Origin of the sequence: Aeromonas sp. s13, from assembly GCF_040907905.1 — a bacterium.
GTDB lineage: Bacteria > Pseudomonadota > Gammaproteobacteria > Enterobacterales > Aeromonadaceae > Aeromonas > Aeromonas veronii.
Genome location: NZ_JBFOCS010000063.1, coordinates 26863 through 38033 on the forward strand (window position 1 = coordinate 26863; position 11171 = coordinate 38033).

General features: G+C 59.3%; 10 protein-coding genes and 6 tRNA genes. 10 read left to right on the forward strand and 6 right to left on the reverse strand.

All coding sequences use genetic code 11. The features are described from left to right. The first annotated feature begins 9 nt into the window (after positions 1 to 9). From AB5Y82_RS11170 to AB5Y82_RS11205, 8 genes are all read left to right on the forward strand, one after another. Positions 10 to 1248 (forward strand): aspartate kinase, encoded by a 1239-nt coding sequence (locus AB5Y82_RS11170; protein ID WP_111900278.1) that lies wholly within the window; start codon positions 10 to 12, stop codon positions 1246 to 1248. Between the two features lie 103 nt (positions 1249 to 1351). Beyond that, positions 1352 to 1540, forward strand: a complete 189-nt coding sequence (csrA, locus tag AB5Y82_RS11175; RefSeq protein WP_005336053.1) for a carbon storage regulator CsrA — start codon at positions 1352 to 1354, stop codon at positions 1538 to 1540. A 213-nt stretch (positions 1541 to 1753) separates the two neighbouring features. Further along, positions 1754 to 1846: transfer RNA gene (locus AB5Y82_RS11180), tRNA-Ser, on the forward strand. Between the two features lie 3 nt (positions 1847 to 1849). Then, positions 1850 to 1926: transfer RNA gene (locus tag AB5Y82_RS11185), tRNA-Arg, on the forward strand. Between the two features lie 100 nt (positions 1927 to 2026). Next, positions 2027 to 2103, forward strand: a tRNA-Arg gene (locus AB5Y82_RS11190). Between the two features lie 25 nt (positions 2104 to 2128). Then, a tRNA-Arg gene (locus tag AB5Y82_RS11195) sits at positions 2129 to 2205 on the forward strand. A gap of 29 nt (positions 2206 to 2234) precedes the next feature. After that, positions 2235 to 2311 (forward strand) — tRNA-Arg (locus AB5Y82_RS11200). Positions 2312 to 2339: 28 nt separating this feature from the next. Beyond that, positions 2340 to 2416, forward strand: a tRNA-Arg gene (locus tag AB5Y82_RS11205). 342 nt (positions 2417 to 2758) lie between these two features. Here AB5Y82_RS11205 and pbpG read toward each other — a convergent pair. The 6 genes from pbpG to AB5Y82_RS11235 form a co-directional block, all read right to left on the reverse strand. After that, on the reverse strand, positions 2759 to 3586 hold the full coding sequence (gene pbpG / locus AB5Y82_RS11210) for a D-alanyl-D-alanine endopeptidase (protein ID WP_005348750.1): 828 nt from the start codon (positions 3584 to 3586) through the stop codon (positions 2759 to 2761). 159 nt (positions 3587 to 3745) lie between these two features. Continuing rightward, positions 3746 to 4411, reverse strand: a complete 666-nt coding sequence (locus tag AB5Y82_RS11215; RefSeq protein ID WP_005336051.1) for a DedA family protein — start codon at positions 4409 to 4411, stop codon at positions 3746 to 3748. Between the two features lie 18 nt (positions 4412 to 4429). Beyond that, positions 4430 to 5722, reverse strand: a complete 1293-nt coding sequence (locus AB5Y82_RS11220; protein WP_111900277.1) for a hemolysin family protein — start codon at positions 5720 to 5722, stop codon at positions 4430 to 4432. Between the two features lie 243 nt (positions 5723 to 5965). Next, the gene (gene ansB, locus AB5Y82_RS11225) at positions 5966 to 7024 is read right to left on the reverse strand and encodes an L-asparaginase 2 (protein WP_111900276.1); all 1059 of its coding nucleotides are present in this window, start codon (positions 7022 to 7024) and stop codon (positions 5966 to 5968) included. Between the two features lie 130 nt (positions 7025 to 7154). Then, positions 7155 to 7349: a heavy-metal-associated domain-containing protein gene (locus AB5Y82_RS11230; protein ID WP_111900275.1), complete on the reverse strand. Its 195-nt coding sequence runs from the start codon at positions 7347 to 7349 to the stop codon at positions 7155 to 7157. Between the two features lie 62 nt (positions 7350 to 7411). Beyond that, complete coding sequence (locus AB5Y82_RS11235) at positions 7412 to 8362, reverse strand: AEC family transporter (protein ID WP_111900274.1); 951 nt, start codon at positions 8360 to 8362, stop codon at positions 7412 to 7414. A gap of 137 nt (positions 8363 to 8499) precedes the next feature. Between AB5Y82_RS11235 and treR the strand changes: the two genes are divergently transcribed. Together treR and treB are read left to right on the forward strand one after the other, a co-directional pair. Next, positions 8500 to 9447, forward strand: coding sequence for a trehalose operon repressor TreR (treR, locus tag AB5Y82_RS11240; RefSeq protein WP_111900273.1), 948 nt, complete (start codon positions 8500 to 8502; stop codon positions 9445 to 9447). A gap of 192 nt (positions 9448 to 9639) precedes the next feature. Beyond that, a complete protein-coding gene (treB, locus tag AB5Y82_RS11245; RefSeq protein ID WP_005348758.1) occupies positions 9640 to 11070 on the forward strand; it encodes a PTS trehalose transporter subunit IIBC in 1431 nt (476 codons plus the stop codon). Positions 11071 to 11171: the final 101 nt, after the last annotated feature.

Consider the following 11171-nt stretch of genomic DNA (forward strand, 5'->3'; position numbering starts at 1 on the left):
AGGTGATCTGTGGCACTCTATGTACAGAAGTACGGCGGCACCTCGGTCGGCACACTGGAGCGGATCGAGGCGGTAGCTGAGCGGGTCGAGCAGACCCGCGCCCTGGGACACGACGTGGTGGTGGTTGTCTCCGCCATGTCGGGCGAAACCAACCGGTTGCTGGGCATGGCCCAGCAACTGGATCCTGATGCCAACCGGCGGGAGATGGATGTACTGGTCTCCACCGGTGAGCAGGTCACCATAGCGCTGCTGGCGATCGCGTTGAACAAACGCGGTTGTCCTGCGGTCTCAATGACCGGTGATCAGGTACGGATTCACACCGATTCCGCCTATGGCAAGGCGCGCATCACCCACATCGACACCGAGCTGGTTCATGCCGAACTGGCTGCGGGCAAGGTGGTGGTGATCGCCGGTTTCCAGGGCCGTGACGAGCATAACGCCATCACGACGCTGGGCCGCGGCGGTTCGGATACCACGGCGGTTGCCGTGGCAGCGGCCATCAAGGCCGATGAGTGCCAGATCTTTACCGATGTGGATGGGGTATACACCACGGATCCGCGCATCGAGCCCAAGGCGCGTCGTCTCGACACCATCACCTTCGAGGAGATGCTGGAGATGGCCAGTCTCGGCGCCAAGGTGCTGCAGATCCGCTCGGTGGAGTTTGCGGGCAAGTACCGCGTCCCGCTGCGGGTGCTGTCGAGCTTTATCGATGGAGAGGGAACCTTAATCACATATGGAGGTGATAGGATGGAAGCTCCCCTGGTATCCGGGATCGCTTTTAACCGCAACGAGGCCAGCCTGACCATTCTGGGCGTGCCGGACAGACCAACCGTTGCCGCGCAGATCCTGAATCCGATCAGCGACGCCAACATTGATGTCGACATGATTGTGCAGAACACCCTGGGAGATGGCACCGCCGACTTCACCTTCACGGTGAATCGTGATGATTATCGCCGCGCCCGGGCGCTGTTGGAGGAGACCGCCACCGAACTTGGCGCCTCCTGCGTGCAGGGAAATGGCGAGATTGCCAAGGTCTCCATTGTCGGTGTCGGCATGTGGAACCATCCCGGTGTTGCGCGCACCATGTTCAAGGTATTGGGCGAGGAGGGGATCAACATGCAGTTGATCTCGACCTCTGAAATCAAAATCTCTGTGGTGATTGACGAGAAGTATCTGGAGTTGGCGGTGCGAGCCCTGCACGCGGCTTTCGGGTTGGATCAGGCACCGCAAGAGCAGCCCTTGGGCTAACAATCTCTGATTGATTTAGTTTCAACCATTTACCATATCGGTATCTTTGTTAGATAATGTCGCATATCGATATAAAAACAAAACAGGATACAGGAGCAAGCGAATGCTTATTTTGACTCGTCGTGTTGGGGAAACCCTGATGATTGGTGATGAAGTGACTGTCACCGTACTGGGCGTTAAAGGCAACCAGGTCCGTATCGGTGTTAACGCGCCGAAAGAGGTCTCCGTACACCGCGAAGAGATCTACCAGCGCATCCAGGCCGAGAAAGTTCCGGGCCAACCGGGCTTCTAAGCCACTTTCATGGCTGTGACAAGGCGACACCTCATGTGTCGCCTTTTGTTTTTCCGGCCCCCTGAAATCGCCCTGCAGGGCGCGAAACTGCGGGATAAGTGCCGATATTGTTTGAATATTCCACGCTTTGACCAAATGCTGAGCGAACGCACTTTTTTCTCCAAAAAAGTGTTTGACTAAAAATCCCTGTGAAGTATTATCAGCCCCGCAAACGGAGAGGTGGCCGAGAGGCTGAAGGCGCTCCCCTGCTAAGGGAGTATGCGGCTTATACCCGCATCGGGGGTTCGAATCCCCCCTTCTCCGCCATTTGCGCCCGTAGCTCAGCTGGATAGAGTACCTGGCTACGAACCAGGTGGTCAGAGGTTCGAATCCTCTCGGGCGCACCATATTACGACTCAAGCAAGAGTCATGTGTTGACCATCAGCAAGTCGACACTTTGGAAAAGGCTTACTGATAAGTAAGCTTTTTTTATCGTTTTAAAACAGGGCGCCCGTAGCTCAGCTGGATAGAGTACCTGGCTACGAACCAGGTGGTCAGAGGTTCGAATCCTCTCGGGCGCACCATTTAAAACGACACAACGATTTATGAGCGCCCGTAGCTCAGCTGGATAGAGTACCTGGCTACGAACCAGGTGGTCAGAGGTTCGAATCCTCTCGGGCGCACCATTTTTCAAGCAATACACAAAAGTTTGTGAGCGCCCGTAGCTCAGCTGGATAGAGTACCTGGCTACGAACCAGGTGGTCAGAGGTTCGAATCCTCTCGGGCGCACCATATTTCAAGCAGTACCAAAAGTTTATGAGCGCCCGTAGCTCAGCTGGATAGAGTACCTGGCTACGAACCAGGTGGTCAGAGGTTCGAATCCTCTCGGGCGCACCATACAGACAGCCTCGACTTCGGTCGGGGCTGTTTTTTTATGGGCGACATTTAGCTTTTTGGTACAGATTCGTGTTCGCGTTATAGCGGCTGGATGGCCTTCCAGTCTGTTCTTGTCCTCTTTCAGACCCCCTTCTGTTATTGCGTCGCGATCTTCTGAACGGTGCAACCCCTTGCCACCCTTTACCTCATCTATAGGCGCGCTGTATGCCTGCTGTTGCTGCGGGGGACTGCGCGCAGCTCATTACTCAGGGTTTGGCTATCAACATCCTGCAAGGCCTGCAGAGGCGTTCTGCGGGCAATAAAAAAGGATGCCGCAGCATCCTTTTGTGTTGAGATATTTACTCAGCTTTTCAGCCATTTGCGAATTCGGTTGGCATCGCCGATGGGGGTGCGCTTGCCCACCGAGTTGAGCAGCACGATGGCGAGCTCGCGGCTGTCCGGTTTGGCGCGCATCACCAGACAGCGCCCCGCTTCGTCAGTGAAGCCGGTCTTGGAGAGGCGCACGTCCCAATCCGGGTTTTTCACCAGCGGGTTGGTGTTGTTGAACATCAGGCTATAGGCGGGGGCGCTGAAGCGCATCTCCCGGTTCTCATCCTGAGTGAACTGACGGATCAGCGGCTGACGATAGGCGGCGGCGGCCAGCTTGCCCAGATCCTGGGCGGTAGAGACGTTGCGGGTGGAAAGGCCGGTGGAGTCGTAGAAGTGGGTATTACGCATACCCAGCTGTCTGGCCTTGTTGTTCATGGCCCGCACGAAGGCGCTGCGACCGCCCGGATAGTGACGCGCCAGTGCCGAGGCCATCCGGTTTTCGGAGGACATCAATGCCAGATGCAGGGCGTCGCGGCGGGTCACCTTGGTGCCCATGCGGATGCGGGAGTGAGTGTGTTTGACCCGATCCAGATCGTTCTTGTCGACCGTGATGGTCTGGTTGAGATTCTGTTTGGCATCCAGCACCACCAGCGCTGTCATCAGCTTGGTGAGGGAGGCGATGGGACGCACCTTGGTGGCATTCTTCTGGTAGAGCGTCTTGCCCGTTTTTACATCCACGACCAGGGCGCTGCTCGAGCGTACTTCCAGTTTGGCAGGGTTGGGTGCCGCGCTGACCGCAGGCAATCCCAACATTCCCATCAACCCGACAACCAGCGCTGCTGCGCGAATCCGACACCACATACAACCGACTCCGTTCCCATCCAAAAAAAGGCGCTAGATTCACTCATTTTTACCCCGGCTTTACAAGGGCCGAGCGGGACTATTTCTGCTATTTGCGCGAAATTGGCGATCAAAAAAGCCCTCTGGCGAGGGCTTTCGGGTCGGGCGTTGGGCGAGGGGTCAATCCCGCGGCTGCGCAGCCCTGCGTTTGCTGATCCAGCGCCAGACCAGCGCCACCATGCCACCCAGCAGCAGGGCCACCGGCAGATAGATGATGATGTTGAAGAACTGGGTCTGGTATTCGGCGGCCAGCTTGGTGTGGCTCAGGTAGTAGCCAAACCCGACCAGCGGGCAGATCCACATGATGGAGCTGATCAGATTGACGATGAGAAAGCGCCCCTGGGGCAGCTCGGTGGCACCGACGATGTAGGGGTAGGCGGTGCGCACGAAGGCGATATAGCGCGCGGTGATCAGGGTGATGATCCCGTACTTGTCCAGCAGGTGGTAGACCTTCTGCTGGTGTCGCTCTTCCACATGGGACATCAGCCGATGGTAGAGCTGGGTGTGGCCAAGGAAGCGCCCCTGCATGTAACCGAGCCAGGTGCCGACAAAGGTGGCCATGATCAACAGCGGGATCACCCCGAGAGACAATACATCCTGATAGATGAGTACGCCGGTGAGGATCAGCAGGCTGTCACCGGGCAGAAAGGCGGTAGGGATGAATCCGTTTTCCAGTACCAGAAACGTCAGAATCACACCACAGATCATGAAGGCCATCTTGGGATCGGAAAGTGTGTTCAGATCGTGATTCATAAAGGCGTGAGCCAGTTGGTAAAACTGCTCCATACTTGCAAACTCCGCAGGTTAGCTGGGTTGATCGGTCAAGGGCATGGCGAGCACCTTGTCGATGCGCAGGCCATCCATGTCAACAATTTCCAGTTGCCACTGTTCCAGTGTCACCAGGTCTCCGGTTTGTGGAACACGACCAAGGAGCAGCATGATAAGCCCTCCGAGGGTGTGATAGTGATGTTTTTCTTCTTCTGGCAGACGAACCAGCTCCAGACAGTCCTTCAACTCGGGCAGCGGGATCAGGCCATCGAGCAGCCAGCTGCCGTCGGCGCGCCGGAATGCCCAGTTGTCCTCGCCATCCTCCTGTTGGAAATCCCCCGCCAGCGCCTCCAGCAGATCCTGCTGGGTGACCAGCCCCTGCAGCTCGCCATATTCGTCCACCACCAGCGCCATCTGTTCGCTGTGGGTGCGGAAGTGGTTGAGCAGCTCGACGCCGTTGAGGGTTTCGGGCAGCAGGCTGCCCTCCTGGGTCAGGGCAGCCAGATCGATGGGCTCCCCCTTGATATAGGCGTGCAGCACCTTGTTGACATTGATGATACCCACCAATTCTGACAGGTTGCCGTCGCAGACCGGAAAATAGCTGTGGCGATACTCCACCAGTCGCTGCAGGTTGGTCTCCAGCGGCAGCGCCAGATCCAGATAGCGGATATCGCTGCGCGGCACCATCAGGGAGGAGAGGCTGCGCTCGTCGAGACGGAAGACGTTGCGCAGCATGGTGTGTTCATGATCCTCGATCACCCCGGCTTCAGAGCCCTCCACCAGCATGGCGTGGATCTCCTCCTCGGTGACGTTGGCGCTGCCGTTCTGGTTGACCCGCAGCAGCCGCAGGCTGGCATTGGTAGAGGCCGACAGCAGCCAGACGAAGGGGCGGGTCAGGGTGGCGAGCCAGTGCATGGGGCGGGCCACCAGACAGGCGATGCGCTCGGCATTGAGCTGGCCGAGGCGCTTGGGCACCAGCTCCCCCACCACGATGGAGAGGTAAGTAACCACCACCACCACGATGATGGTGGCGATCAGGCCACTGCTCTTGGCCGGGAGCCCCCACTCCTGCAACCAGAGGGAGAAGGGCTGGGCCAGCAGGGATTCGCCGTAGATACCGTTGAGCAGACCGATGCTGGTAATGCCGATCTGGACGGCAGAGAGAAAATGGGTCGGGTCTTCGCCCAGTTTGAGGGCAATGGCGGCGGAGCGGTTGCCTTCAGAGGCAAGCTTGCCGAGGCGAGCCTTGCGTGCGGTGACGATGGCGATTTCTGACATGGCGAAGACGCCATTAAGCAAAATCAATCCCAGCAGGATCAATATTTCCATACAGCAACAGCACTCCTTGAGTGGATAAGATCGCTGGCAGTGTAATGAATTTGGCGGCGATGCGCTTGTGAAAGCGGGTGATCCGGCTCGCTAATTTGATGACAGCGCTTTGTGGTGGCTGAAAAAGATGGCCGGAAAAGGGAAGGATGACCCCGCCAAACGGCGTAATGGGCGAGGCAGCATTGCAGGAGGGAAAAGGGCGGGAAGTCCCGCCCTTGCTTGTCACTTGTCAGGCAACCGTTGTCAGAACTGCTGGAACCAGCGCTGGATCTGGGCCGGGTCTTTGCTCTGGGTCAGGGAGAGCATCAGCAGCACCCGCGCTTTCTGCGGGTTGAGAGTGCCGGAGGCCACGAAGCCGTACTTGGCATCATCGATCTCGGCATCCAGGGTGGTGGCGCCGGTCGGCACGCGGGCGGAGCGCACGACGCGGATGCCATCCTTGCTCGCCTTGGCCAGGGTATCGAACAGGGTGTGGTAGAGATTGCCGTTACCCACCCCGGCGCTGACGATGCCGTCGAACTTGGCATCCACCATCGCCTTGGCCGGCAAGTCGGTGGCGTTGGCGTAGCTGTAGACGATGCCAACTTGCGGCAGCTTGTCGAGCTTGCTCACGTCAAACGGCGTCTTGCTGGTGTGCAGACGAGCCGGGCTGCGCTGATAGTCGATCTTGCCGTTGTGGATGTAACCCAGCGGGCCAAAGTTGGGGGAAGCGAAGGTCTGCACCCCGGTTGTGTTGGTCTTGGTGACGTCGCGGGCATCCAGCACGGTGTCGTTCATCGCCACCATCACGCCACGGCCCTTGGAGCTCGGGTCGGAAGCAGTCACTACGGCGTTGTAGAGGTTGAGCGGGCCATCAGCACTCATGGCGGTGGAGGGGCGCATGGCGCCAACCAATACCACCGGCTTGTCGCTCTTGACGGTCAGATTGAGGAAGTAGGCGGTCTCTTCCATGGTGTCGGTGCCGTGGGTGATGACAATGCCATCCACGTCATCCTTGGCCAGCAGCTCGTTGACCCGTTTGGCCAGCTTAAGCCACACCTCGTCGTTCATGTCCTGGGAGCCGATCTTTACCACCTGCTCTCCCTGCACATCGGCCACGTTTTTCATCTCGGGCACGGCGGCGATCAGGGTTTCGATGGCCACCTTGCCAGCCTCGTAGTTGGACTGGGTAGCCGACTGGCCAGCCCCGGCAATGGTGCCGCCGGTTGCCAGAATATGGACGTTGGGCAGCGCCATCGCCATGGGGGAGAGGGTCAGGCCGACGACGGCGGCGAGCAGGGTCTTGCGGATCGGTAGGGTCATGCTGCAAATCCTTGTGGTTGGAATAATCGCAGCAAGTTTGCCCGTTTAATAACCCGGGTCTGTGATAAAACTCACCAAAAGACAGGTGAGTACAGATTTTTAACCTGTTTTATACCTCTATGGAGATAATTTAACTCGCAGAAAAACCCTTGGCTTCGAGCAGGGCGATCAGCTCGGCCTTGCTCAGATCGCTCTCGATGACGGCCTTGCTGCTGGCGAAATCGACGGTTGCGGTGGTGACCGCAGGCTGGGCCAGCAGCACTTTTTGCAGACTGGCGGCGCAGCCACCGCAGGACATGCCGGACACTGTGAGTTCGATGGTCATGGGATATCTCCTTTGTTGATGGGCGCCAGCCTAAAGCTGCCGCCTCCGGCAAGGTCAAGCCGTCAGTACATCAACCCTAGGTAGTTCATCAGAGTCGCCCCGAGGCTGGTAGTAACCAGCGAACCGAGGGTGGTGGTGGCGATGATGTTTGCGGCCAGCACGCTGTCGCCCCCCATGGCACGGGTCATCACATAGCTGGCGGCGGCAGTCGGGGTAGCGCTGATGAGGAACAGAATACCCAGCTCCAGATGGCTGAAGCCGAGCAGTGCTGCCCCAAGAGTGAACGCAGCCGGAATGAGGCAGAGCCGCATGATGCTGGCCCAGCCCGCAATGGCTGCACCACCACGCAGAGCATCCAGGCTGAGGGAGGCGCCGGTGCAGAGCAGCGCCAGCGGCAACGTCATGTTGGCGAAGTAGCTGCCGGCGGTGAGCAACAGTTGCGGCATCTTGATACCGAGCAGGGTAAAGGGCAGCGCCGCCACAATGGCGATGATCAACGGATTCTTGATGATACCGAGCAGAATGGGGCGAATGCCGGTGGCACCGCCGAGACTGCGGGTGAGGGTGATCACCGCGAGAATGTTGTAGAGCACGGTCACCGCGCCGACATAGAAGGCCGCCGCCCCCAACCCTTCGTGGCCGTAGGCGTTTTGCACATAGGCGAGCCCGATAATGGCGCTGTTGCCGCGAAAGCTCCCCTGCACGAAGATGCCGCGCAGCCGCTGCTCCCCGATAAAACGTCCGGCCAGCAGCTCCAGCACCAGATAGCTGATAACGGTGGCGAGCAGGCCATAGCTGATAAACCAGAGGCTCGGCATGGTGGCGAAGTTGGTACCCAGAATACTGAGAAAGAGCAGAGCGGGCAGGGTGACCTGAAACACCAGTCGCGAGGCGGATTCGGTAAAGGGATCCGGCAGCAGCCCCAACCGCTTGAGCAAGATGCCGAGCAGCAGCACCACGCAGATGGGGCCTGTGATGGAGAGGGAGAAGAGCAGACTGGCCAGCAGATCCATGATGGGCATCCTGTGCTGTGCCCACACACCCTGACGGCGGGGCAAAAAGGGCATTCTAACGCCATGGGCTTGTATTCACAGGGGTTAATCACAACAATGTGGGCAATTCCACCGCCTAGCCTCCTGTGAGCCAATTCATGGACAAGAAACTGACCATCCTCGATATCGCCAGACTGAGTGGCGTCGGCAAGTCGACCGTCTCCCGGGTGCTCAACCAGGATCCCAAGGTGAAGCAGGAGACCCGCGAGCGGGTGGAGCAGGTCATCGCCGAGCACGGCTTCGTGCCGAGCAAATCGGCGCGGGCCATGCGCAGCCAGAGCCAGCAGGTGGTGGGGATCATCGTCTCGCGGCTCGACTCCAGCTCGGAGAATCAGGCGGTGCGCGGCATGCTGGAGACCCTCTACCAGCGTGGCTACGATGCCGTGCTGATGGAGAGCAAGTTCTCCCCCGCCAAGGTGCAGGAGCATCTGGCGGTGCTGGAGCGGCGCGGGGTGGATGGCATTATCCTGTTCGCCTTCAATGACTTGGACTATGCCGCCATGACGCCGCTGAAAGAGAAGCTGGTGCTGGTCGCTCGTGAATATCCCGGTTTCTCCTCGGTCTGCTTTGACGACGCCGGTGCGGTGCGCACCATGCTGGCGCAACTGGCAAGCCGTGGCGCCCGCGACATCGCCTATCTGGGGGTGGATGCCTCGGATCTCACCACCGGCCAGCGCCGCCTCGACGCCTATCTCGCTTACTGCGCAGAGCAGGGGTTGCGCCCGCGCAGCGCCCTCGGCGATCTCAGCCTGCAGAGCGGCTACCGGCTGGCGGCCGAGCTGTTGACGCCCTCCACCCAGGCGCTGGTCTGCGCCAGCGACACCCTCGCCATCGGTGCGGCAAAATACCTGCAAGAACAAGGGCGTAGCGAGGTGCTGGTGACCGGACTTGGCAACAATCCCATGCTCAGTTTCCTCTTCCCCAACGCCCTCAGTCTCGATCTCGGTTACAAAGGGGCGGGGGAGCAGGCGGCGCGTCAGCTGCTCGGCCAGATTGAGCAGGATCAGCCGCCGCTGGTGACTATCGCCCCCTGTCGAACCCTGTGACCCCCATCACTCCGGACTGAACAAAAAGTGCGCTTTTTGTGATGCTGGCCACGAATTGGGAACGTTCCCATTTCGATCTGGCCAGATTGTCGGCATGCTAAATGGGAACGATACCAAAAACGCTCCGGCCGACAGACTGGCTCAAAAGGGCGATACAGACCACTATTCAATGGCGTCACAGAGGGAAGACCCATGTCCAAGATCAACGCACAGCAGCTTGCCACCCTGATCGACAAGATCGGCGGTAAGGAGAACATCGCCACCGTCAGCCACTGCCTGACCCGGTTGCGCTTCGTCCTGAACGATCCGGCCAAGGCCGACAGCAAGGCTATCGAAACCATCCCGGCGGTGAAGGGAAGCTTCACCCAGGGCGGTCAGTTCCAGGTGGTGATCGGTAACGAGGTAGAGCAGTGGTACAAGGCGCTGACCGAGCAGCTCGGCGTCAGCGGTGGTAGCAAGGAGACCGCCAAGCAGGCGGCCCGCCAGAACATGAACCCGCTGGAGCGGGGCATTTCCCATCTGGCGGAGATCTTCGTACCGTTGCTGCCCGCCATCATCACCGGCGGTCTGATCCTGGGCTTTCGCAACGTCATCGGCGACATCAAGATGTTCGACGATGGCACTCACACCCTCACCGAGATCAGCCAGTTCTGGGCTCAGGTACACGCCTTCCTCTGGCTGCTGGGCGAGGCGATTTTCCACTTCCTGCCGGTTGGTGTTTGCTGGTCTGCAGTGAAGAAGATGGGCGGCTCCGAGATCCTGGGTATCGTGCTGGGGGTGACGCTGGTGTCACCGCAGTTGATGAACGCCTACGGCATCGGTCAGCAGACTCCCGAGGTGTGGGACTTCGGCCTGTTCGTGATCCAGAAGGTAGGTTATCAGGCCCAGGTCATTCCGGCGCTGCTGGCGGGTGTCTTCCTGGCCTGGGTTGAGACCAACCTCAAGCGGATCATTCCGGCCTATCTCTATCTGGTGATTGTGCCGTTTGTCTCGCTGCTGCTGGCAGTGATCGTGGCCCACGCCTTTATCGGCCCGTTCGGTCGCTGGATTGGTGATGGCGTCGGTTTCGCTGCCAAGGCCGCCATGACCGGCTCCTTCGCTCCCATCGGTGCCGCCCTGTTCGGTTTCCTCTACGCGCCGCTGGTCATCACCGGCATCCACCACACTACCAACGCGGTGGATCTGCAACTGATGCAGAGCATGGGTGGCACCCCGATTTGGCCGCTGATCGCCCTCTCCAACATCGCTCAGGCGTCTGCGGTCGTCGGCATCATTTTGATTAGCCGCAAGGAGAACGAACGGGAGATCTCGGTACCTGCCGCCATCTCCGCCTACCTCGGGGTGACCGAACCGGCGATGTACGGTATCAACCTCAAGTACAAGTTCCCCATGCTGTGCGCCATGGTGGGCTCCAGCCTAGCGGCCCTCATCTGTGGCTTTGCCGGGGTGATGGCCAACGGCATCGGGGTCGGCGGCCTGCCGGGCATCCTTTCCATCCAGCCGCAATACTGGGCGGTATTTGCCATCGCCATGCTGGTCGCCATCGTGGTGCCGGTGGTGCTGACCCTGCTGGTCTACAAGCGCCAGCAAGCCGCTGGCAAGTTGACCCAAGCCAGCGCCTGACAATGATTATCAGGGCGACCCGCGGGTCGCCCTCTCCATTTCATATTCGAGACAAGAGAAAGACCCATGAGCCAAACACCCTGGTGGCAGAGTGCCGTGAT